The organism is Agathobacter sp. (assembly GCF_977054825.1).
The window spans coordinates 142,662-167,416 of the sequence record NZ_CDRTEH010000003.1 but is presented as its reverse complement, the minus strand read 5'-3'; the positions used below and the strand labels follow the sequence as shown (position 1 = coordinate 167,416).

Genomic DNA, 24,755 nt, shown 5'->3' with positions numbered 1-24,755 from the left:
AAGAGATTATGGTAATTAAAAGTGTTAATTTAGAGACAGTTTGCGGAATTACAAGCACAATCCCTGACAATGAGTATAATGAGGTGGCATTTGCCGGCAAATCCAATGTAGGCAAGTCGTCACTGATCAATGCGCTCATGAACAGAAAGTCACTTGCCAGGATCTCTTCACAGCCCGGCAAGACACAGACCATCAATTTTTATAACGTCAATGACGCCATGTATCTGGTCGATCTGCCGGGCTATGGCTATGCAAACGCCAATATTGAGATAAAAGCAAAATGGGGACAGATGATAGAAAACTATCTGCACACCTCAAAAAAGCTTCAGGCGGTGTTTTTACTTATAGATATAAGGCATGAGCCATCGGACAATGATATCATGATGTATGACTGGATGGTAAACCAGGGCTTTGCACCGATTATCATTGCAACCAAATCCGATAAATTGAAAAAAAGCCAGATTGCCGCACACATAAAGACCATCAAGGATGTGCTTCATGTAGAGCCGGACACGGTGGTTATACCGTTTTCGTCAATGTCAAAGGAAGGCAGGGATGAAATCTGGAAGCTCATAGATTCACTCGTGTTTGACGAGGAGACTCTTCTTGCCATGAAGCAGGAGGAAAAAGCAAAGCGCGAGGCAAAATCAGCGGCAAAAAAAGCCGTTTCATCGGAGCCACACAAAAAGGAGCGCTGGAAGAAGACCGGAAAGCCGGTTGCGAAAAAAACAAAAGAGCGCAGAGATAAGGCCAAGAGCAAAAAAAGCGCTAATAATCATAAAAAGAAATAAAGTCATAGAAATAAAGCTATAGAAAGAAAGGCGAATATTTAATATATGAAGAATAAATGCAAATTTGTAGGCATTATGTTTTTGTGTATATTGACAGTGTGTACACTTGCAGTAATGGCATATGAGCACACTGAAGGTAAAACAGGCGTTGTCGGTGGAGTATCAGGAGCTTCTGACAGTACAAAAAATACTGATGATATGCTTACCGTCGTGACGTCCTTCTATCCCATGTATATTGCTGCATTAAACATAGTGGACGGCGTGGACGGAGTGAGACTTGAAAACCTAAGCGAGCCACAGACCGGCTGTCTGCACGATTTCCAGCTCACACCGGAGGATATGAAGCTTTTGTCCACTGCCGATGTGTTTGTCATAAACGGAGGTGGTATAGAGTCGTTTATGTCTGATGTGGCAAAGGCATATCCGAAGCTTGATGTGGTGGAGGCCTGTGAGGATGTGGCGCTTCTTTCTGAGGATGCAGACACAGAATCAGAAAGCAATCACGACCATGATCACGATGCAGATACAGAATCAGATAGTAATCACGACCATGATCACGATGCAGATACAGAATCAGATAGCGACCACGACCATGACCACGATCACGATCACGGTGATGAGAATGCCCATGCATGGATGAGCGTGCCGCGTTACCGCACCATGGTCAAAACCATCGCCTCACATCTGGCACAGAAGGATGAGGCACACGCCAAAGAGTATTATGCGAATGCCGAAAAATATGACGCCAAGCTTGCAGTGCTTGAGGAAAAGATAGATAGCCTAAAGAGTCTTACCGGTGGACAGAATATCATCATATTCCATGAGGCATATGAGTATGTGGCTGATGACTTTTCCATGAATGCGTGCTACCTGTTAGATCTTGACGAGGAGCGCTCGGTCAGCGCCGGTGAGGTAAAGCAGGTAATAGGTGCCATAAAGGATGACGGAGTGTCGGTAATACTCGCTGAGGAGCTCTACGGAAAGAGCATGGGAGATACTGTATCGCGTGAGACAGATGTGCATATGGTTTATATCGACCCTCTCAATCGGGGAGAGTACGACAAGGACAGCTATCTTGACGGCATGGAGCATAATATAGAGCTTGTCAAAGATGCATTCACTAAATAAAATTGGAGGTAACTATTCAGGAATATATGCGGAAAATTATACAGCCATGTGGCTTTCATTGCATAAAAATAAATAATCTTGGAGTGAGCTTCGGAGAGCAGACGGTGCTTGAGGATGTGAATATGCACATACACTGTGGTTCCTTCAATGTCATAATAGGCCAGAACGGTGCCGGAAAATCCACACTCATAAAGGCAATACTGGGCGAGATACCTCACACCGGTACGATTGAGTTCAAGGATACAAAGGACGGACATATGGCAAAGCTTAAAATCGGCTATGTGCCACAGTCTGTCAATATCGAGAAAAACACACCGGTCAGCGTGTATGACCTCATAGCAAGCTACCGGTACAATTACCCTGTTTTTCTGCCGAAGAGCAAAAAGATAGAGGCAAAAATAAAGGAGACACTCGAGGTATTTGAGGCAGAGGAGCTCATCGACAAGCAGGTGTGCAACCTCTCGGGAGGACAGCTGCAGAGAGTGCTGCTTTCCATGGCAATCATGGACGAGCCAAACCTGCTGCTTTTGGATGAGCCGGTGTCGGGAATAGACCAAAACGGCATGGAGCTTTTCTACAAGACCATGGATTATTTAAAGACTCACTATGACCTTGCAATCATACTCATATCGCATGATTTGGATTATGTGGCAAAGTACGCAGACCATGTTGTGCTGCTTGATAAGACAGTAGCAAAGCAGGGAACTGTGAAGGATGTCTTCGAGAGCAAGGAATTTGAAAGAATTTTTTACACAGGAGAGGAATCCTGGGTGAGAGAGGAGGAGCATAAATGAATATAACCTCCTGGCTTCAATATGATTTCATGAGAAATGCCCTTATCGCGGTGCTCATCATCACACCGCTTTTTGGCATAATGGGAACCATGATTGTAAACAAAAAAATGGCATACTTTTCAGATGCGCTCGGACACTCTGCCCTCACCGGCATCGCAGTCGGTGTGGTATGCGGCATGGCTGATACCTCGCTTGCCATGGTAATATTTGCGATAGTGTTTGCGCTTCTTTTAAACAAGATAGGCAGTCTGAACACAGCATCAACAGATACCATTATATCGGTATTTTCATCTTGCTCTGTGGCTATCGGTCTTGCGATACTGTCAAAGGGCGGCAATTTCAGCAAATACTCAAGCATACTGGTGGGCGATGTGTTAAGCATCACAAAGACAGAGATAGTATATCTAATCGTGATTTTTGTGGTCACGATAGTGTTCTGGGTGCTTTGCTTTAATAAGCTCAACGCCATCTGCATACACAGAAGCGTGGCAAAAAGCAAGGGTATCCATGTGCGTTTACTGGACAATCTGTTTGCAGTGCTTGTAGCACTCATAGTCATGCTCTCTATCAAGTGGATAGGTATACTTATAATAAATGCGCTGCTCATACTGCCTGCGGCTTCATCAAGGAATATTTCAGAAAATATGCGTGAGTATCATTTCTTTTCAGTGATATTTTCAGTATTTTCCGGAATAGTCGGCCTTGCGGTGTCATACTACACCAATGTGGCAACAGGCCCGATGATAGTGATTATAGCATCGGTAATATATTTTTCGACATTTATATTTGGCAGAAAACTGAAAAAATAACAGTAAAGGCTATAATTAACAGACACAAAACAGCCGATACAGATTATAAGAGATAAACTGTTTAGCTATATCAGACGCTATACAGGTTGATAATAGTATAGCGGGAAAGGATTCCCGCACACGCATTACCAGGGAGGGATGAGAAATGTTAGATGCTATTTCAAGTGTAGTTTCAGCAGTAGCTGCGCAGAGTGTCACAGCAAAGGACGAGGCGCAAGCAAAGAATACCAACACCGCTTCAAAGAAGCAGGACGCAAAGACTGATAAGTCGGATGCAAAGACTTTAGGCTTCAGTGAGGAGGCTGCTGTATATGAGAAATCAGACAGCAAGGATGATTCAAAGGATACTGCAAAGAGCACAGTAAACCAGAAGATGAGCAAGGCAGACAGAGATGCGCTGGTACAGGCACTTAAGGATGATGCCAACGCCAGACAGCAGCAGCTTATCGAGATCGTCAGAAAGTCTATGACAGGACAGGCTACAACCTGGGACAAGTCACAGGGCTTAAAGAGTTTGTTTGAGAATCTGACTGTAGATGCAGACACGATAGCGCAGGCCAAAAAGGACATCGCTGAGGATGGATACTGGGGAGTTGAGAAGACCTCAGACCGTATACTTGACTTTGCAAAGGCACTGTCAGGGGGCGACAAGGACAAGGCTGATGAGCTTTTGAATGCATTCAAGAAGGGCTTTTCACAGGCAACAGGAGAATGGGGAGACAAGCTGCCGTCAATATGTCAGGATACATATGATGCAGTAGTCAAGAAATTCGAGGCCTGGAAGAACGGCACTGAGGAGACACAGGTACAGGGCTAGAAGCCGGATGTGTATGTAAAAGTGTCGTTATGGAACGAATATTATAATATAAGAAATCTGATTTATGAATTATGAAAAGGGGGCTGCACGCAGCGTGCAGTCACCTTTTTAGTGCTTGTATAATTTTTTAAGAGGTGTATAATAGAAATATAGTATATAGGTATCATTATTCATAGGGGAGGGAACATCATGAAATTAGACATGTCAAAGTGGAAAACACTTAGCATTAAAAATCGTTTAAAAAAAGGATTTAGACTGACTACATTTGTAGCATCGGCATCGGGGGTCATCGCGGGTATTCTTATGATTATTGTATCAATGAGATATTCCAGTGCACTAACCTTTTACGGATTTTCACAGGGAGATATAGGAAAGGTTATGGTAACCTTCTCAGAGACACGAAGCGCTACACGAGCTCTTATCGGTTATACAGCTTCTGACACATTAAGTAAGATGTCTGATACACATGCTTCTAAAAAGGAATCATTTCAAAAATACTGGGAAGAACTGCAAAGCTCTATAAAGACAGGTGAGGAGCAGGCTATATATGATGATATAAACAGTAAGCTCGACTCATACTGGAGTCTCGATGATGAAATCGGACAGTTAGGTGAGACTGCTACAGATTCTGAGACACAGAAGGAGGCCGAGGAGAGAGCAGTAGCAGAGCTTGCACCTGCATATGATGAGATATATCAGCAGCTTGTTGCTCTTATGAATATAAAGGTAACAGAGGGAGATAATTTAAGCAAGACATTATCATTAGTATCATATGCCGCATTTGGTATTGTTATTGTTATCATTGTCGGTTCATATTTTATCTCGATGAAAATCGGGGACGAAGTTGCAGTTGGTATTTCTAAACCACTCGATGAGTTAAAACAGAGATTACGTACATTTGCACAGGGTGATCTTGAGGCTCCATTCCCGGCAGTTGATTCACAAGATGAAATTGCTGATATGGTAGGGGTTGCAAAAAACATGGCAGCAGACCTTAAGACTATCATATCTGACTCTGACAAGCTTCTTGGAAAGATGGCAGAAGGAGATTATACAGTTTCATCAGACATGGAAGATAAATATACCGGAGATTTTATTGGACTTCTCATGGCAATGCGTCAGATGAAGACACAGATGAATGATGTTATGTCACATATCAATGAGATATCATCACTTGTTACAGCAGGTTCTAACAACCTTGCTCAGGCAGCACAGGAAATAGCAGAAGGTGCTATGGATCAGTCAGCAGCCATTGAGGAGCTTCAGGCTACATTTGCAGATATCACAGGCGGTGTTGAGAAAACATCTGAGAAGCTCAATGATACATACAGGATTGCACAGGAGTATGCTGAGGAAGCAGATCACAGCCATACAGAGATGCAGGGCATGGTTGATGTTATCGGACGCATCAATGATACATCTAAGCAGATTGAGAATATCATTTCTGAGATTGAGGATATTGCCAGTCAGACAAACCTTCTTTCACTCAATGCAGCTATCGAGGCAGCGCGTGCAGGTGAGGCAGGTAAAGGATTCGCAGTTGTTGCGGGACAAATCAGAAGTCTTTCAGAGCAGAGTGCCAAGGCTGCAGTTGACACACGTCAGCTTATAGAGAGTGCCATTGCGGTATCTAACGAGGGTAATGAAGCTGCAGAGCGCGTAAGTACTTCTATTGAAAAGGTTATCAATGGTATGAAGGAAGTTGCAGATTCTTCTCAAAAACTCAGCGAGATTGCAGAGGAGCAGGCAAAGGCTATGGAGCAGGCAGAGGCTGGCATTAATCAGATATCAGATGTTGTACAGTCAAACTCAGCAAATGCAGAGGAAACATCAGCAACAAGTGAGGAGCTTTCAGCACAGGCGGAGACAATGAACGAGCTGATCAGCAAATTTATATTGGAAAAGAAATAAAAAATTGTACATACGAGTTTAGAAAAACCTTAAAAAAGCCCCACAAGCATTATTGATATGCTGCGAGGCTTTTTTTGTACAAACAGAATATTTTGAGATAGAAATAAATGAGAATATTTGAAATTGCTCTTTTTGAATGTTTGTGTTATAATCCTTGTATACAAAAAACAGAGGTAATACAATATGGGTAGTAATAACGATATTTCATTAAAAGCATTAGCCAAGATTAATCTGGGGCTTGATGTGGTGAGGCGCAGAGAGGACGGATATCATGAGGTCCGTATGATTATGCAGACTATTCATCTGTATGACAGGCTAGATATCAAAAGGACAAAGGAGTCTGGCATACAGATACAGACCAATCTGTCTTTTCTTCCTGTAAATGAGAACAATCTCATATACAAGGCTGCGAAGCTTCTTATGGATGAGTTTTCTATAACTGACGGTGTATCAGTGAAGCTGGACAAGCGTATTCCTGTTGCGGCAGGAATGGCAGGGGGCAGTACTGATGCAGCAGCTATGCTTTTTGGCATGAACAGACTTTTTTCACTGGGGCTGACAAAGAGACAGCTTATGGAAAGAGGTGTGCAGATTGGCGCGGATGTGCCATACTGTATTATGAGAGGTACGGCGCTTGCTGAGGGCATAGGAGAGGAGCTTAGTCCTCTTGCTCCAATGGTAAAGTGTCCGGTGCTCATTGCAAAGCCGTCCATTTCGGTATCCACCAAGTTTGTGTACCAGAATTTAAAGCTTGATGATACGACAGTTCATCCGGATATAGACCTCCTGATAGAGGATATAAAGGCTAAGAATCTGCATGACATTGCAGCACACATGGGAAATGTCTTAGAGACCGTGACCATACCAAACTATCCGGTGATAGACGAGATAAAGAAGCATATGCTTTCTCATGGCGCGGTGGGAGCCATGATGAGCGGCAGTGGTCCGACAGTTTTTGGACTGTTTGACGATGAAGCTACCGCAAAGAAAGCGTATAAAGCTATGCGAAGCTCACACCTTGCCAGACAGGTGTATCTGACATCTGTATACAATAATCGTAAATGATACGATACCGTGACAGCATAGCCGGTGCTTTATAGTTACCTTATTTTCTTATAGATGAGAATTATAATACAAGAGATAGGAGAAGTTTGATGACTGATAATTTAACTTTAAATATGGATGCATATCTGCCACTGCGTGATGTGGTTTTTAACACACTTCGTGAGGCAATTTTAAAGGGAGAGCTCAAGCCGGGCGAGAGACTTATGGAGCTGCAGCTTGCGTCAAAGCTTGGAGTCAGCCGTACACCTATACGTGAAGCAATCAGAATGCTCGAGCAGGAGGGGCTTGCAGTTACGATGCCGCGAAAGGGCGCAGAGGTTGCCAAGATGACTCTCAAGGATATGGAGGATGTGCTTGAGGTGAGAGAGGCTCTAGATGAGCTTGCAGCCAAAATTGCATGTAAGAAAATCAGTGATGAGCAGCTCGCAAAGCTAAAGACAATAAAGGATGAGTTCAAAAAGAGCATGGACTCAGGCGATGTGAAAAAGATAGCTGAGGAGGATGTGAAGTTTCACGATGCTATCTATGAGGCAACCGACAATGCGAAGCTTGTATCTATGATGAACAATATCCGCGAGCAGATGTACCGCTACAGAGTGGAGTATTTGAAGGATCCGAAGAATTATCCGATGCTGGTGAAGGAGCATGATGCCATCTACAGGGCGCTTGAGTCAAGAAATATGGAGCTTGTGACTACGGAAATGCATACGCATGTGGCAAATCAGGCGGTTGCTGTGAAGGCTGTGATACAAATGCAGGATGAAGAGAAGAAATAAAAATATAACAAGAATATAGCAGACAAAGATAAAATAACAAAACAGAGGCTGCCGGTCGCACTGATGTGTGAACGGTGGCCTTTTTAGTGGCTTAGTTAGTGGCTTAGATAGTTATAAAATAAACAATCAGGGATATTTGCGAGCTTGTACGGTCATACTATATAAAGAATTTTAAATCTGACGGGGGATATAGGAGAGTTAAAGATGACCACAAACATAGATGAGAACATAAAAAGCTTCAGACAGATATATTCTGACTGCTCCGATATCAAGATGCAGGAGATGTATCTGGGGCGTGATGCCTCCATAAAGTGCTTTGTTGCATATATTGAGGTGACATGTGCAGGCTCCGGTATCAATAACAGTGCGTTTGGACGATTTACCTCATACCTTGAAGGGATAGACCGGGATCAGGTTAAGGAAGTACTTGACAAAAATCAGGCAGCTTTATCCGAATTTGCGCATCTTCATACGGTTAAGGAGGCGGCTCAGATGATGCTGACAGGAGACGTGATATTTTTTGTGGATGGCTATCCTGATGCCTTCAAGCTTCCCGACAAGGGATATCCTGCCATGTCAATTCAGGAGATTGATTCGGAAAAGGTCATACGAGGCTCCAATGAGGGCTTTGCAGATTCCATAAAAATAAATACGGCACTTATCAGGCGCAGGTTAAGGAGCACTCGCTTAAAGTGCAAAGAGGTGAAAAAGGGGCTTCGAGGACACAGCAATGTGGACATACTGTATGTGAGAGACCTCGTAAAAGATGGGCTTGTTGAGGAGGTGGAAAGGAATCTGGACAGCTATGTGATAGACCATGTGGGTGATTCGGGAGTCATTGAACAGTTTGCAGAGGCAAAATGGTATTCGCCGTTTCCGCAGCTTCAGACCACAAAGCGGCCGGATGTTGCGGTAAATGCGCTCCTAGAGGGGCGGGTGGTGGTGCTGTGCGATAATTCACCGATAGCGATAATACTGCCAACCACCATGAACAATTTTTTAAAAACCGCAGATGATTACTATAACAGAACGATAGCAGCAAGCTTTGCCAGGCTGATACGGTATGTGGCAGCCTTCATGTCATTTACATTGCCGGGGCTCTATCTGGCGGTCACAAATTTTCATACACAGATACTGCCGACACCACTCATACTGGCATTTTATGAGGCCAGACTCGGCTGCCCGTTTCCACAGCTCATAGAGGTACTCATGATGGAGCTGTCGTTTGAGCTGCTTCGCGAAGCCGGCATAAGACTTCCCGGAGCAATGGGAAACACGATAGGCATAGTCGGAGGCCTCATAATCGGACAGGCAGCAGTGGATGCAAATTTAGTAAGCCCTATAGTGGTCATCCTGGTTGCATTTACCGCACTCTGCTCGTTTGCCATACCGAGTGAGGAGTTTGCATTTTCATTTAGGATACTCAAATTTGCTGTAATAATTATGTCGGCATGGCTTGGATACTTTGGATTTTTAATTAGTCTGATGGTGATACTTTTGCATCTTGCAAAGCTCAAAAGCTGTGGTTATCCATACATGATGCCATTCGTGGGCAGCGAGCTGACAGGCGGAGAGGATGAAAAGGACAGTATCATACGGTTTCCGCTTCGCAGACTATGGAGACGGCCTGTGTTTGCAAGAGAAAAGGAGTGCAGGAAGCTGAAAGGAAATAAGTATGACTAAAAATATGAGCAAAAGCTACACATTTGCACAAAACGAAAGCATATCGCCACGCCAGCTATATAGACTATACGTCTTTAATCTGCTTGGAGTCGGCACGCTGGTGCTTCCAAACAATCTGGCGAAGCTTGGAAAGTATGGTTTTATCTCTATCGCGCTCGGAGTTTTCATGGCATGGCTATTTATGTGGATAGTAAGCGAGGTACGTGAACGCAGGAAAATTATATATGACAGAAGCTTTGGTAAAACAGCACATGCAAAAATATTAATTTATGATTTAATTATTGCAGTATACGAGTTATCACAGGCTGCATTTCTTGCATGGATATTTGTAAAGCTGATACGTGACAGTCTTATACCGGATGAGTCATTTACAGCTGTGCTTCTTGTGATAATGGCGGTGTGCGCTTATGCGCTAAGCGGCGGAGTGGAGTGCCGTGCCAGAGTATATGAGGTAGTATTTTTCTTTGTGCTCATACCGCTTGCGGCTATGCTTTTGTTTGCAATATCGGATGTGAGACTTGACTATCTGATGATTAAGGACAGGGTTGGTGTGGAATTTGGCATCGCAGATATATTCGCGGGCGCGTACTATGTGTTTGCAGCATCCATTTCCGTGTTCAATATACTGTTTGTAAGGGAACGCAGTGTCTCACAGATACGATGGAGTGTGAGCAAAGCAATACTCACATATGCAGGCATACTGTTTTTGTTGTATGCGGTATTGCTTGGAAGCTTTGGAAAATATTCACTGTCGGAAATAGAGTTTCCGGCTGTTGTACTGATGAGTGATGTGCAGATAAAGGGCAGCTTCTTTAAGAGAGCGGACGCACTTATGCTGTCGGTGTGGTTTTTCACGCTGTTTTCAGTGCTCAACATGAGCCTTTATTATGCGGTTCTAAGATGTGAGAACTTTGCTAAAAATACGGCAAAAGTTATACTTACATTTAATAAAAACCGAGGCTTCAGTAACAATAAGCAATTAAGCTGTGACAGACAGAAAAGCCATGACGAAGGAAATAGCAGTATTAGAAGCCGGTGCATCATATTTGCCATAGCAGTCACAGTGACATTAGCATATATTCTTGAAAGTGGAGATGAAATCGTGAAAAAATATCTTGGATTTTTATTGTGTATAGCAATACCGGTCATAGTAGTGCTGACGATAGGTCTTATGCTGACCGGCTGCAGTGCGGTGGAGCTTGAGGAGCGATGCTTCCCGACACTTGCTGCGGTGGATATTGTAGCTGTAGCTACTGACGAAACAACCGATAAAGAAGTTGTAGAGTTTTACTATAACATGGACAAATCCTACGAACCGGAATATGCAGATGATATCAAAACAGCCGTGGACAGCTTCGAGGGGCGGCTGTCACAAAAAGCCGATACCAATCATCTGAAGGTGATATTAATAGGAAAAACGCTTAGAAACGATAAAGCAGCTTATGCAAGATTCATAGAATACTGCAAGATATCCAAAAAATTTCCGAGAAACACATACGTGTGCATAGCAGATGATATAAACGATATCTTTGATAACATGGGTGATTATTATGAGCAGAAGATGAATAAGGAGAATCATGAGGACGGTGAAACGATAATTACACTAGGCACCTTACTGGATGACTATACGAATGAAATTCATGAAACCCGGTAAAAATTTCAAAAAGGATGAATAATCTTTTCAAACAAGGCAATACTTGTTTACATGAGAAAGAGAATAATAATAACAACCATAGCAATAATATCCCTTGCAGCAGTAATCGCTGCAAAAAATCATGCACCTGCGATAAGCACAAACAGTACAGCGCATGCAGCCGACATGCAAAAATCCATCGCCGGCAAAATCCTGCGTTTCCACGTGCTGGCAAACAGCGACAGCGAGGCAGACCAGAATGTGAAAAAGCAGGTGCGCGATGCAGTGGGAGCTTACATTGAGCCATACCTTTTGGAGTGCGAAAATATCGAAGAAACCAGAGCCACCGTAAATGACCATATGGACGAAATAATAGCGGTATCAAAGGAGACGCTTGCAGCAAACGGCTTTACATATGGCGCATCGGCAGAGCTTACACACACCGATTTCCCGGAAAAGACGTATGGGGACTATACATTTCCTGCGGGAAATTACGAGGCGCTTGAAATAACACTGGGCGATGGAGCCGGTCATAACTGGTGGTGCGTGCTGTATCCCAACATGTGCTTCAGGGGCAGTGTGTATGAGGTAGTTGAGGACGAAGCAAAGGAAAATCTTAGGGAGGTGCTCACTCCGGATGAGTATGAGAGCGTGTTTGACAGCGGAAAATATGAAATAAAACTAAAAATCCTTGATATTTTCAGATAAAACAGTTAGTATATTCATGCTGAAAAAATATATTAAAAGAAAATATGTAATGACAAATTATTAAAGCGTGAATTAATTTAGATATGCAAGAGGATAAGGAGAAAGAAATGACAAAGGATGTAGTAGTATCATTAAAGGGCCTGCAGCTCGCACCGGATCAGCAGTCTGATGCGGTAGAGGTGATAGCCCCGGGAGAGTATTATATAAGAAATAACAAGCACTATGTACTTTTTGAGGAGATAATGGAGGGGGAGACCCAGACACTCAAAAATATGCTTAAATTCAATGACAATTATCTTGAGTTCACCCGCAAGGGACCGATGAGTGTACATATGATATTTGAAAAGGGAAAGAAAAACCTGACATATTATTATACACCGTTTGGAAGTATCCAGATAGGCATCGATGCCACAAGCATAGAGGTAAAGGAGACCGAGGACGAGATAAGGGCGGAGGTAAAGTACGCACTTGATGTCAACTATGAATTTGTAGGCGACTGCCACATCAATATAGCTGTGAAGAAAAAGGGCGCAGCAGTCAAAATCGCATAAAAGTCTGCCGAGCCTATGGTGTAAAAAAATATATGGCATATATACAAAGAATATATGGACAAAGCATAAAAAAACAGAGCATGTGAGGATGAAAGACATCCCACATGCTCTGTTTATGTACATGAAAATTAAATCATGATATTATTTCTGCTTAGCCTTTTTGGCAGCCTCTTTAGCAGCTTTTCTTTCAGCCTTTGCAGCCTCCTCAGCCTTGAGCTGTTCGTTGGCCTTGCTGTAGTTTTCAGCCATTCTTGCACGGAAGCCCTTTTTCTTCTTAGGCTTCTCAAGAGGTCCTCTGATACCGCGGACTGCTGTAATGTAGATACCGCTGACAGAAGCCTTAACCTCTTTCTTTAAAGGAATCTCATCGAAGATCTGCTCATCTGCTATAAGAGTCATGACTCTTGGTCCGACCTTGGCCTTGACTACAGGCAGCTTTGAGCGGCGCATAAGCTTTGGTGTCTGCTCAACAATCTGCTGTGGGAGACCGGCATCCTTTAGCTTCATACGCTTTTTGTCAATGATTAGCATGTTGACAGTCTGCGATGCAGCAGCTATCTGCTCGTCCTGCTCTTCCTTTCTTTTTTGTGCTTTTTTACCGAGGATTGTTAATACTATAAATGCTACCACAAGCACTACTGCGATAACAATAAGTACGATTAATGCTGGATTCAAAACGTATCCCTCCTAAAAATTTGCTTATTTAGATTAATTCTATCAAATATGCTAAAAAAAATCAATCTTTATTGCAAGAATAGGTAAAAACGTAGTATAATAGAACCATATTTTGGAAAAGGTCTTTAGAAGACAAAAGGGGTAAACAGATAGATGAAGAAGATAGCTCTTCTGGCTGATGGCTGGAGAAGATATGTAACATATTCGTGGGTTGAGGGTATCATGGGAGGCTCTAAAGAGCTGGGACTGGATGTGTGCCTGTATTTTTACAACACCAACGGAACCTGGAGCCATGATTTAAAGTTTAACAAGGGTGAGTATGCACTGAACGATTTGCCTGATTTAAACAGCTTCGACGGAGTGGTATTTGACTGTACCAATACGACCGACCAGGATCAGATACAGTATATGGTCAGAAAGCTGCAGTCGGTAAAAGTGCCTGTAGTGAGTATCGGGTATAAGGTTGACGGGTTTTACTATGTAGGCAACGACAATAAAAGGCTGTTTCGCAGGGTGATGGATCATATGTACTATGAGCATGGCTGCAAAAGCTTTGTGTTTGCAGGTGGCCCGCCGTATCATTATGAGAACAGAATGCGTTTTGAGGCCTTCAAGGAGGCTTTACGTGACTATGGCATACCGCTTACCGCTGATATGTACATGTTTGGTGATTTTGACTATCAGACAGGTGTCAGGTATATGAGTCAGTGGCACGAGAGCAAAAAGCCGTTACCTGATGTATTTTTATGTGCAAATGACAATATAGCGGCAGGACTGTGTGCGGCAGCAGAGACTCTTGGATACAGGGTGCCACAGGATTTTAAGGTCACAGGCTTTGACAATCTGGACAAGGCTGCGTACTTTAATCCGCAGATTACTACTGTTGAGCACAACAGGGACAATATAGGCAGAAAAGCCCTTGAGATATTTAAGGCGCTCTGGTATGGAATAGGAGAGGCTTCTGATAAATACCTTGATTCCGAGTTCATCCCGGCGGAGAGCTGCGGATGCCCTAATACCGGCAGGGTGGATTATCGTAATTACATAAAGAATATTATCAAAGGCTCCGTTGTAAAAGAGCAGGAGGAGGATGCAGTAATGATCCTCCAGAAGGAGCTCGAGGAGTGCGATGAATATTATGATTTGTTTGAGAAATACTCTGACTATATACAGAGCATGAAGTGCGACGGAGTGTATGTGGTCGGGGTTTTGGATCTTGCAGCTGCAAAAAACAATGCACACTTTAGGAAGCATGGCTATGATATTGACGAAGAGGTTGTGCTCTATGCGGATGACAAGGACAATGGAAGGCTTGAGTTTAAGAGTGTAAATGACCTTATGCAGTACATGCAGAGTGTAGATAAGAACACCTGCTATATGTATTGCTCGCTGCATTTCAGGGACGAGATAGCAGGCTATGTAATACTCAGAAATCCTGAGTTTTTATACGACCATCCTGAGCAGTTTGATATACAGTCTGCCCTTCTTAAGAAGCTCGAGAATCTTTTTAAGCAGAAGGTGCTTGAGAACACAAATAACGAGCTTAAGAATCTCTACAACCATGATGCACTCACGGGTCTATACAATCGTGTGGCATGCAATGAGATGGTCATTCCTATGTTTGCTGAGCTTGAAGCCCAAAATGTCGGCTGCACCTTAGTATTTCTTGATGTGGATGATTTCAAGGACATAAATGATACCTACGGACACCAGTATGGGGACGAGCTTTTAAAGACTGTGGCGAGGGTGCTTGATGAGCAAAAGCCTGAAGGAAGTATGGTATACAGATTCGGTGGAGATGAGTTTATCGTATTTATTCCGGGTGACAGTCATGATACTGCTGAGAGGTATATAGAGCGCGTGTATGACATCATGGAGCAGCATAGCCTGTTTATCAGTCACGGCATCATATATACGAAGCCGGGCAGTGGTAAGAGCTTTGACGATTATCTCGTAAGTGCTGACACAAAGATGTATCAGCTTAAGCAGCAGCACAAACAGAAAAAGGATAACAATTTCCTAAAGGGCGTGGATATATCATCACTTCCTATGCTTGTTGACAATAATATACAAATCATGGATAAAGAAGGCAATGTGTGCAAGGCATTTGATCTTTTGAAGCTGAATAATGTAAATTCAGTCCGTCTGCGCATATGGAACGATCCCGATAAGGTGCCTGAGTCAAAGGGGTATTGCAGTCTTGCATATGTTCTCGAGATGGCTCATGTCATTAAAAAATACAATATGCATTTTCTGCTTGATTTTCATTATTCAGATTACTGGGCAGATCCGGGACAGCAGAATAAGCCTGATGCGTGGAAGAATTTGAGCTTTGATGAGCTGAAGAAAGCGGTGCACAAGTACACATATGATGTGCTATACAGATTAAAAATCATGGATTGTGCGCCTGATATGGTCCAGATTGGCAATGAAATAAGGAGTGGTATGCTGTTTCCGGATGGTGCAGTGCCGCAGTACAGGCAGCTGGCAGCGTTAGTAAATGAGGGAATCAGGGCTGTAAGGGAGCTGCTTCCGGAGACAAAGGTTATGATTCATCTGGATCAGGGAGGCAGACATAACTGTCTGATGCCATGGTTTGATTCGATGTTTAATGCCGGCATGCTGCCGATTGATGCAATCGGTCTCTCATATTATTCGTTCTGGCATGGCACCTTCATGGATCTGAAGGACACCATGAGCAGGCTCATAAAATTATATAATCTGCCGGTTTATATTGTGGAGACAGCTCATCCGTGGAGGCACTGCAAGGGAGAGCATATCTCGAAGGAGCTCATGGAGACAGCAGGCCTTGAGGCTGGCATCGCAGAGCAGAAGAGGTCTCTTGAAATAATCATGCAGATAGCAGCAGAGGTGTCAAAGGATACCGGAAAGACCGGTGTATACTACTGGGAGCCTGTCGGCGTGCCGGGTCATGGTCTTGGAACATGGTTTGAGAACATGGGCATGTTTGATGAGCATGGCAGGGCTTTGCCGGGATGGGATGCAATAAAGGCATTTGATCCGAAGAATCCGCCGATTAAAGAGCTTGATAAGTATATTGAATCGCTTTACGAGTATGAAGAATCACCGGAGGTAGAGGATTTTCAAAAGCTTCTTATGATTCATGGAAATCTAATCTCAAATCCTGAATTTAAGGATGGATTTAATAATTGGCAGATTGAGACAAGCCTTGAAGAAAGACAGTATACACTGGGGAAGGATGGAGTGTTTATCTCTTCGGATGTCAATTTTGACTATTCGATAAGCCAGACGGTGGATATTGAATATACCGGTGAGTATATAGCAGCGGTTGAATATAGAGGAACCAATACAACAGGTGTCGAGGTCGAGCTGTTTATGGATGTGGAGGATGAAAGCGGCGTTCATACATATACAAGCGATATTTTCCCGGCTGATGTCAGGTTTGTGACACATCTGCTTAAGCCGGTAAGGCTGCAAAAGAATGCCAGGGTGACAGTAGGGCTTAGGATGCATACTCCTCCGGTGTTTGCAAAGATAAAGAAATTTTCACTCGTTGTAATTTAACCTGATATGTGATATTGTAGACAGGTATGGTGTTTTGCTGATGCGTTTTTGATGTGGCAGGGCATTATACATATAAATAACATGACTTACAGATTTCAGGAGGATTCTAATGAGTGAGAAGAAGAATACAGGTAAGAAGGCAGTCATAGCAGTGATTGTGATTGCACTTATCGTGGTAATTATTGCGCTTGCTGTTGTGATAAGCGGCAAGAGCAAAAAGGGTGGCTCAAAGAGCGCAACAGAGACAGGCACCGAGGCCGGCAGCGAGACGATGCGAAGCGGACAGTTTGACATAGACTATGCAAAGCAGGTTACAAAGCTTGCAGACTATTCAGGTGTTGCAATTACTGTCTCAAACGATTATGAGATAAACGATACAGCAAAGCAGACATATCTGACCAATGTGCTTCAGTCATATGGTGCAGATGCGTACAAGCAGGTTACAGACCGTGATACAGTTGCAGATGGAGATTATGTCAAGGTTGATTACACAGGATATAAGGATGGCAAAGCATTTGATGGTGGCTCAGCTACAGATGTGATGCTTGATGTGACAAACAACAGCCAGGTTGGCGGTTCATCCTTTATTGATGGATTTACAAAGCCTATAATCGGAGCCAAGGTGGGTGACAAGGTTAAGGGTGACGTGACATTCCCTGAGGATTATGGCAACGATGACCTAAACGGACAGACAGTTACATTTGAGTATACAGTAAAGGGCATTTACTCAGCAGATCCTGTTGCACTTGCTGATATGACAGACGAGCAGGTCAACACAGTGTTTGGAAAGGCCGGAGTGACAACAAATGCCCAGCTTACCACACAGATTGAGAAGGATTTGAAGCAGCAGCTCTACAGCGCTGAGGTGGACAAGATAAAGAGCTACATGATTGAAAACAGCACAGTCGAGATTCCTGATGAGTATCTACAGGCCAGACTCAATGAGTATATTGCTTCATTTACCAAAGAAAATGTCAAAGATGGACAGACACTTAAGAAATATTTAAAGTCCAACTACAACATGACAGTGGATCAGGCCACAGAGAAGTGGAAGGAGAATCTGACAGACCAGATAAAGACAGAGTTCATCTTTGGGCTTATCGCTGAGAAGGAAAATATCAAGATGGATGATGATGCCTTCAACAGCTATGTGGATTATATCGTATCAGCCAGCAATGGCCAGTTCAGCAAGGCTTCTGAGGTATACAAGTATTTTGGAAGCGGACACAAGGATGAGGGAAAGACATACCTTAAGAACCAGTACCTTGTAAACAAGGCTATTGATACAGTCACAGAGAAAGCAAATGTGACATTTGAGGATGGCAGTGCAGCGCCGGATACTTCAAGTGGCAGCGCGGATGCCGAATAATAACGATAAATATGCTGTCTGTGGTGATGCGCAGGCAGCTTAAATGGAGGATTAGATAATGGAACTTACAAACATACGCGAGATTTTCCGCAACAAGGACAAATTCGCTGACAAAGAGGTGACTATCGGAGGATGGGTCAGAAGCAATCGTAATTCAAAGAATTTTGGATTTATCGTGGTAAACGACGGTACATTTTTTGAGCCAATCCAGGTTGTATACGGAAATGGCTTAGACAACTATGATGAGGTTGGCAAGATCAATGTCGGAGCTGCAATTATCGTAAGAGGTACACTTGTGCTTACTCCGGATGCAAAGCAGCCATTTGAGATTCAGGCAGCTGAGGTGACTGTTGAGGGTGCATCCACACCGGATTATCCTCTGCAGAAGAAGAGACATACATTTGAGTATCTTCGTACAATCTCACACTTAAGACCTCGTACCAATACATTTGAGGCAGTTTTCAGAGTGCGCTCACTCTGCGCATATGCTATTCACAAATTCTTCCAGGAGAGGGATTTTGTGTACGTGCACACTCCGCTTATCACAGGAAGTGACTGTGAGGGTGCAGGAGAGATGTTCCAGGTGACCACACTTGATTTGAACAATCTGCCTATGACAGAGGATGGAAAGGTGGATTTCTCAAAGGATTTCTTTAATAAGCCTACCAACCTTACTGTTTCAGGACAGTTAAACGGCGAGACATATGCTATGGCATTCAAGAATATCTACACCTTCGGACCTACCTTCCGTGCGGAGAATTCAAACACCACACGTCATGCGGCAGAGTTCTGGATGATTGAGCCTGAGATTGCTTTTGCAGACCTTGAGGATGATATGATGCTTGCAGAGAGCATGCTCAAGTATGTTATCAACTATGTGCTTGAAAATGCACCTGAGGAGATGGCATTTTTCAACAATTTCGTGGACAAGGGACTCCTTGACAGATTAAGAAATGTTGTTGAAAATGATTTTGCACGTGTGACATACACAGAGGCTATCGACATCCTTTCAAAGCACAATGACAAGTTTGATTACAAGGTATCATGGGGCTGTGATTTACAGACAGAGCATGAGAGATACCTCACAGAGCAGATTTACAAGCGCCCTGTATTTGTCACAGATTATCCGAAGGAGATAAAGGCCTTCTACATGAAGCTGAATGACGACGGAAAGACCGTTGCAGCAGTTGACTGTCTCGTGCCGGGAATCGGAGAAATCATCGGTGGAAGCCAGAGAGAGGATGACTACGACAAGCTTCTTGCCAGAATAAATGAGCTTGGACTTTCAGAGGATGATTACAAGTTCTACCTTGACTTAAGAAAATACGGCTCTGCAAGACACGCAGGCTTTGGATTGGGATTTGAGAGATGCGTAATGTATCTTACCGGCATGGGCAATATCCGTGACGTTATCCCATTCCCTAGAACAGTTAATAACTGTGAGCTGTAATCACGAATGAATTTCATACATGAATAATTACCGCCCTCTGCACATATATATGATGTGTGGAGGGCGTTTTTATGTGGAGAAAAATCAAAGGTCCTGTGATAACAATATGTATCATGCATCTTACGGCGCTTTTGTGCCTTATCATACTTTCCATAGTACAGTGCTTTGTCGACATGGCGGAGTGGATAAGCTTTGCACTCTCAATGGCGGTCAATATAGTGGTTGGGCTTATGTGCGGATTTTTACTTAAATGCTGCTTTCACCGCAGACGTTTTATCAGGGTGACGGTCGTAGCATACTGGATAACGTATGTGATAGCAACAGTGGTCATAGATATAGGTGAATCAAAAAATATATTCGAGCTTTTGATAATACTCCTTCTGGTAATGTTTTCAGCGCTTGTTTTTCGCTAAAAAAAGGACTTTTCATATTGATAATGCTGTGATATAATGTTGAGAGCAAATATGATGTGTCAATCAGACATCGTTAAATGAAAAGGAGATAAAAATGAAACACGTAAAGACATTAAATACAAGAAAATTACAGAACACAGTTAAAAAGGGCGGATGTGGCGAGTGCCAGACATCATGCCAGTCAGCTTGCAAGACATCTTGTACAGTTGGAAACCAGACTTGTGAGCAGTACAAATAGTCATAGGTGAAGCGGATTTAAAGAGTGTGCGCTGATAGGTGCACACTCTTTTCGCAGTGTAATTTTAAAATGTGTATAGAAAGAGAGGAATATTGTAGTGGTTCATCAGTACAGGAACAACGGCTATAATATTGTCTTAGATGTCAACAGTGGCGCAATCCATGTGGTGGATGATGTCACATATGACGTTATTGAGCTGTTTGAGGACAACTCAGCTAAGGAGATTATTGAAAAGCTTGTGGACAGGTATCCACAGACGGAGATAGAAGAAGCAATACAGGAAGTAAATGAGCTTAAGGATAATGAAGAGCTCTTCACAGAAGATACATACAAAGAGCGTATCATAGATTTCAAGAAGCGCCAGACAGTTGTAAAGGCACTCTGCCTTCACATTGCGCACGACTGCAATCTCGCCTGCAGATATTGTTTTGCAGAGGAGGGCGAGTATCACGGCATGAGGGCTCTTATGAGCTATGAGACCGGAAAGCAGGCACTTGATTTTTTGATTGCCAATTCCGGCAGCAGAAGAAATTTAGAGGTAGACTTCTTTGGAGGAGAGCCTCTCATGAACTGGGATGTGGTGAAGCAGCTTGTGGCATATGGAAGAGAGCAGGAGAAGCTTCATAACAAGCATTTCAGGTTCACACTCACCACAAACGGTGTGCTCTTAAATGATGAGATTATGGAGTTCGCCAACAAAGAGATGGACAATGTAGTTCTTAGTATCGACGGACGCAAGGAGGTTCATGACCGCATGAGACCTTTCAGAAAGGGTGCCGGCAGCTATGACCTTATTGTTCCTAAATTCCAGAAGTTTGCAGAGAGCAGACATCAGGACAAGTACTATGTGAGAGGTACATACACACATTTCAATACTGATTTTTCAAAGGATGTGCTTCATCTGGCTGATTTAGGCTTCAAGCAGATTTCGGTTGAGCCTGTTGTGGCACAGCCTACAGATGAGTATGCACTTAAGGATTCTGATTTACCTGTACTCTTTGATGAGTACGACAGACTTGCAGCAGAGATGGTAAAGAGAAACAAGGCAGGAAACGGCTTCAATTTCTTCCATTTTATGATAGACTTAGAGGGAGGACCTTGTGTATACAAGCGTCTTTCGGGCTGTGGCTCGGGAACAGAGTACCTGGCAGTGACTCCATGGGGAGATTTATACCCATGTCATCAGTTTGTGGGCAATGAGGACTTTCTCATGGGCAATGTCTGGGATGGCATCAAGGCTACTGACATCCAGGATGAGTTTAAGTGCTGTAATGTCTATGCCAAGGAAAAATGCCGCAACTGCTTTGCCAGATTCTATTGCAGCGGTGGCTGTGCCGCAAACTCATACAACTTCCACGGCACAATCACAGATGCCTATGATTTAGGCTGCGAGCTGCAGAAGAAGCGTATAGAGTGTGCTATCATGATTAAGGCAGCAGAGGCTGATATGGCAGCTGACACACAATAATTTGAATTTGTCACGGGAAACTGATCGCTGTATTTGTGACCCGTGTGCGAATATATTTGCCATCCGTATACCTATATGGATGGTAGCAAAATGACAGGAAGGTACAAGAAAATGAAAAAAGGAAAGAGTTGGGTGATTATCCTTGTGGCAGTCATTTGTATCGGCTTACTGGGCTGGTATTCCTCTGCGGTAATCACCGACACAAAGCAAAAGCAGGAGGCTACTGCTAATGGTGAGAGCACCAAGGATAAGGATTATCAGAATATCAAGCTTGGTCTCGACCTCTCAGGTGGTGTTTCAATCACCTACCATATCAAGGACAAGAATCCTTCAGACAAGGACGTAAGCGATACTATCGCAAAGCTCGAGGAGCGTGCAGAGAGCTACACAACAGAGTACTCTGTATACAAGAGCGGTGATGACCGTATCACTGTTGAGATTCCGGGTGTTGACGATCCTAATAAGGTACTTGAGGACCTCGGAAGTCCGGGATCACTGTACTTCATCGCACAGTATGACAGTGACGGAAATGCCAACTACACACAGGACACATCGGTTGAGGGCGGCTACAAGCTCAACTATGATATCGACACATTAAAGGCCAACGGTTCAGTCATCCTCGATGGTAATGATGTAAAGGATGCAAGCGCCCAGTATGACCAGTCATCATCTACATCAACAAAGGAGCCTGTTGTTTCATTAAAGCTCAAGGACGAGGCTATTGACACATGGGCAGATGCAACAAAGAAGGCAAAGGATGCCGGACAGTCAATCGGTATCTACTATGATGATCATTTTATCAGCGTTCCTACAGTAAGCGCTGTTATCTCAGACGGTAACTGCGTAATTAACGGAATGAAGGATTATGACGAGGCGACAAGCCTTGCAACATTTATCCGTGTCGGAGCCATCAACCTCCAGCTTGAGGAGTTAGAGTCCAATGTTGTTGGTGCACAGCTCGGTGGAACAGCCCTTACCAATGCAGTAAAGGCCGCAGTTATCGGTATTATCTTGATCATGGTATTCATGATTGTGCTCTACGGTATACTCGGCGTGGTTGCATCTATCGGACTTGCACTCTACTCAATGCTTACAGTACTGTTTATTTACTGGTTTGAGATTACACTTACACTGCCGGGTATCGCGGGTATCATCCTCGGTATCGGTATGGCTGTCGATGCAAACGTTATCGTATTTGCCCGTATCCGTGAGGAAATCGCAGGTGGCAAATCAGTGCTTGCAGCAGTAAATGAGGGTTACAAGAAGGCTCTTTCAGCCATCCTCGATGGACAGGTTACTACCTTTATCGCAGCACTCGTGCTTATGGTGCTCGGTTCAGGTACAGTAAAGGGCTTTGCTTACACACTTATGATTTCAATTGTTCTGTCACTGTTTACAGCTCTTTTTATTGCAAAATACCTTACAAGAGCATTTTACGGTGTTGGTGTCAGAGCTGAGAAGTTCTACGGCAAGGCAAAGAAGAGAAGAGTTATCAGATTCGTACAAAACAGAGTCAAATACTTTGTTATCTCAGGTGTAGTTATACTTGCAGGTATCGGCGGCATGATTTATTTCGGTGCTACAAGTGGCAATGCATTAAACTACAGCCTTGAGTTTGTAGGTGGTACATCAACCACAGCAGACTTTGGCAAGGATTATACAGCTGCAGAGGTTGAGAAGGACATCGTGCCTTCAGTATCAAAGCTCCTTGGCAACAGTGCAGTACAGGTTACTACAGTTCAGGGCAGCCATGATGTTACATTAAAGACTCGTACACTTTCACTTGATGAGAGACAGGATCTCGCAGAGCTTCTTGAGAAGGATTTCAAGGTTGATACATCAACTATAGAGACTCAGAGTATCAGCTCAACAATCAGTGGAGAGATGAGAACAAACGCTGTAAAGGCAGTTATTATTTCATGTATTTTCATGCTGTTATATATCTGGTTCAGATTTAAGGATATCAGATTTGCTTCAAGTGCTATCCTTGCGCTGGTACATGATGTGCTTGTTGTTGTCACAGCATATGCACTTATCAGAATTTCAGTCGGCAGTACATTTATCGCATGTATACTTACAATCGTAGGTTACTCAGTCAACGATACAATCGTTATCTTCGACCGTATCCGTGAGAACCTGCATGGACTTAAGAAGTACTCAGCAGACGAGCTTGCTGATATAGCAAACGAGTCTCTTACACAGACACTTTCACGAAGCATCAATACTTCGCTCACTACATTTGTCATGGTATTGTTACTCTTTATCTTTGGTCATACATCAATCAGAGAGTTCTCATTACCGCTTATGGTAGGTGTGCTTTGCGGAACATATTCTTCAATCTGCATCGCTACAGAGCTGTGGTATGTAATGAAGCTTTATCTGGGAAAGAGCGCCATCAAAAAGCAGGCGGCTGCACCGGCTAAGGGTTCTAAAAAAGCTAAGAACAAATAATTAATTTATGGCCCGGCCTTTAAAGGCTGGGCTATTATTTTTTGTGGACTTATTAATATATGCAGATATGTTTATATTTATAAATTTATGTGCAGAGTAATAGAATGGAGCGTCATTTATATGAAAATTTTTCTGATTTATCTGCTTCTTATGAATATAGCAGGCTTTTTTGCTATGGGAATTGACAAGTATAAGGCTAAGGCACACGCATGGCGCATCCCGGAGAAGACGTTATTCGGGCTCAGCCTGCTGGGCGGAAGCGCCGGTACCTGGGCTGGGATGTATGCCTTCAGGCACAAGACAAAGCACTGGTATTTTGTGAAGGGGATGCCGCTTATTTTCTTTATCCATGTGGTTATAGCATGTGTTATCTACAGGAATTTTTATTAGAAATTTAATTATACCTTAATGTAGGTAAAAAGTAACAAAAAACTGTAGCATATAAGCACAAAATTGTGTATAATAGATAACAGGTACAA

The 24,755-nt window shown here is 43.3% G+C and carries 20 protein-coding genes and 1 pseudogene; 20 read left to right on the top strand and 1 reads right to left on the bottom strand.

Translation table 11 applies throughout. From position 1 onward, the window contains the following. Positions 1-8: 8 nt before the first annotated feature. The 12 genes and pseudogenes from yihA to ACW6PM_RS04805 form a co-directional block, all read left to right on the top strand. Positions 9-599: pseudogene (gene yihA, locus ACW6PM_RS04860) on the top strand (ribosome biogenesis GTP-binding protein YihA/YsxC); the annotation flags it as partial. Positions 600-836: 237 nt separating this feature from the next. Further along, entirely contained in the window at positions 837-1,919 is a 1,083-nt protein-coding gene (locus tag ACW6PM_RS04855) for a metal ABC transporter substrate-binding protein (RefSeq protein WP_456056399.1), read from the top strand. A gap of 26 nt (positions 1,920-1,945) precedes the next feature. Then, complete coding sequence (locus tag ACW6PM_RS04850; RefSeq protein WP_456056398.1) at positions 1,946-2,713, top strand: metal ABC transporter ATP-binding protein; 768 nt, start codon at positions 1,946-1,948, stop codon at positions 2,711-2,713. After that, positions 2,710-3,522: a metal ABC transporter permease gene (locus ACW6PM_RS04845; RefSeq protein ID WP_012741858.1), complete on the top strand. Its 813-nt coding sequence runs from the start codon at positions 2,710-2,712 to the stop codon at positions 3,520-3,522. The genes ACW6PM_RS04850 and ACW6PM_RS04845 overlap by 4 nt, the downstream gene beginning before the upstream one ends. A gap of 145 nt (positions 3,523-3,667) precedes the next feature. Next, entirely contained in the window at positions 3,668-4,339 is a 672-nt protein-coding gene (locus ACW6PM_RS04840; protein WP_456056397.1) for a hypothetical protein, read from the top strand. Positions 4,340-4,528: 189 nt separating this feature from the next. Beyond that, positions 4,529-6,250, top strand: coding sequence for a methyl-accepting chemotaxis protein (locus tag ACW6PM_RS04835; RefSeq protein WP_456056396.1), 1,722 nt, complete (start codon positions 4,529-4,531; stop codon positions 6,248-6,250). Between the two features lie 183 nt (positions 6,251-6,433). Then, a complete protein-coding gene (gene ispE, locus ACW6PM_RS04830) occupies positions 6,434-7,315 on the top strand; it encodes a 4-(cytidine 5'-diphospho)-2-C-methyl-D-erythritol kinase (RefSeq protein ID WP_456056395.1) in 882 nt (293 codons plus the stop codon). Positions 7,316-7,404: 89 nt separating this feature from the next. Further along, positions 7,405-8,091 carry a GntR family transcriptional regulator gene (locus ACW6PM_RS04825; RefSeq protein ID WP_456056394.1) on the top strand — a complete coding sequence of 229 codons (687 nt, stop codon included), beginning with the start codon at positions 7,405-7,407 and terminating at the stop codon, positions 8,089-8,091. Between the two features lie 204 nt (positions 8,092-8,295). Then, complete coding sequence (locus tag ACW6PM_RS04820) at positions 8,296-9,774, top strand: spore germination protein (protein WP_308650213.1); 1,479 nt, start codon at positions 8,296-8,298, stop codon at positions 9,772-9,774. Further along, entirely contained in the window at positions 9,767-11,428 is a 1,662-nt protein-coding gene (locus tag ACW6PM_RS04815) for a GerAB/ArcD/ProY family transporter (protein ID WP_456056393.1), read from the top strand. The genes ACW6PM_RS04820 and ACW6PM_RS04815 overlap by 8 nt, the downstream gene beginning before the upstream one ends. A 51-nt stretch (positions 11,429-11,479) precedes the next feature. Next, a complete protein-coding gene (spoIIR, locus tag ACW6PM_RS04810; RefSeq protein ID WP_456056392.1) occupies positions 11,480-12,115 on the top strand; it encodes a stage II sporulation protein R in 636 nt (211 codons plus the stop codon). Between the two features lie 107 nt (positions 12,116-12,222). Further along, positions 12,223-12,666, top strand: a complete 444-nt coding sequence (locus tag ACW6PM_RS04805) for a DUF1934 domain-containing protein (protein WP_015516871.1) — start codon at positions 12,223-12,225, stop codon at positions 12,664-12,666. Between the two features lie 141 nt (positions 12,667-12,807). Here ACW6PM_RS04805 and ACW6PM_RS04800 read toward each other — a convergent pair whose 3' ends face one another. Then, the gene (locus ACW6PM_RS04800) at positions 12,808-13,341 is read right to left on the bottom strand and encodes a hypothetical protein (RefSeq protein WP_109258552.1); all 534 of its coding nucleotides are present in this window, start codon (positions 13,339-13,341) and stop codon (positions 12,808-12,810) included. Positions 13,342-13,494: 153 nt separating this feature from the next. Between ACW6PM_RS04800 and ACW6PM_RS04795 the strand changes: the two genes are divergently transcribed. The 8 genes from ACW6PM_RS04795 (at position 13,495) to ACW6PM_RS04760 (ending at position 24,666) form a co-directional block, all read left to right on the top strand. Beyond that, complete coding sequence (locus ACW6PM_RS04795) at positions 13,495-16,887, top strand: glycosyl hydrolase 53 family protein (protein WP_456056391.1); 3,393 nt, start codon at positions 13,495-13,497, stop codon at positions 16,885-16,887. A gap of 109 nt (positions 16,888-16,996) precedes the next feature. Continuing rightward, the gene (locus tag ACW6PM_RS04790; protein WP_308500309.1) at positions 16,997-18,256 is read left to right on the top strand and encodes a trigger factor; all 1,260 of its coding nucleotides are present in this window, start codon (positions 16,997-16,999) and stop codon (positions 18,254-18,256) included. Between the two features lie 58 nt (positions 18,257-18,314). Then, positions 18,315-19,706, top strand: a complete 1,392-nt coding sequence (gene asnS, locus ACW6PM_RS04785; protein ID WP_022292657.1) for an asparagine--tRNA ligase — start codon at positions 18,315-18,317, stop codon at positions 19,704-19,706. Positions 19,707-19,777: 71 nt separating this feature from the next. Further along, a complete protein-coding gene (locus tag ACW6PM_RS04780; protein WP_308496442.1) occupies positions 19,778-20,119 on the top strand; it encodes a hypothetical protein in 342 nt (113 codons plus the stop codon). A 94-nt stretch (positions 20,120-20,213) separates the two neighbouring features. Then, positions 20,214-20,357, top strand: coding sequence for a six-cysteine ranthipeptide SCIFF (gene scfA, locus ACW6PM_RS04775; RefSeq protein WP_012741873.1), 144 nt, complete (start codon positions 20,214-20,216; stop codon positions 20,355-20,357). A 97-nt stretch (positions 20,358-20,454) separates the two neighbouring features. Further along, on the top strand, positions 20,455-21,825 hold the full coding sequence (gene scfB, locus ACW6PM_RS04770) for a thioether cross-link-forming SCIFF peptide maturase (protein WP_456056390.1): 1,371 nt from the start codon (positions 20,455-20,457) through the stop codon (positions 21,823-21,825). A 111-nt stretch (positions 21,826-21,936) separates the two neighbouring features. Further along, positions 21,937-24,276: a protein translocase subunit SecD gene (secD, locus tag ACW6PM_RS04765; RefSeq protein WP_456056389.1), complete on the top strand. Its 2,340-nt coding sequence runs from the start codon at positions 21,937-21,939 to the stop codon at positions 24,274-24,276. Between the two features lie 120 nt (positions 24,277-24,396). Continuing rightward, positions 24,397-24,666 carry a DUF1294 domain-containing protein gene (locus ACW6PM_RS04760; RefSeq protein ID WP_456056388.1) on the top strand — a complete coding sequence of 90 codons (270 nt, stop codon included), beginning with the start codon at positions 24,397-24,399 and terminating at the stop codon, positions 24,664-24,666. The last annotated feature ends 89 nt before the right edge of the window (positions 24,667-24,755 follow it).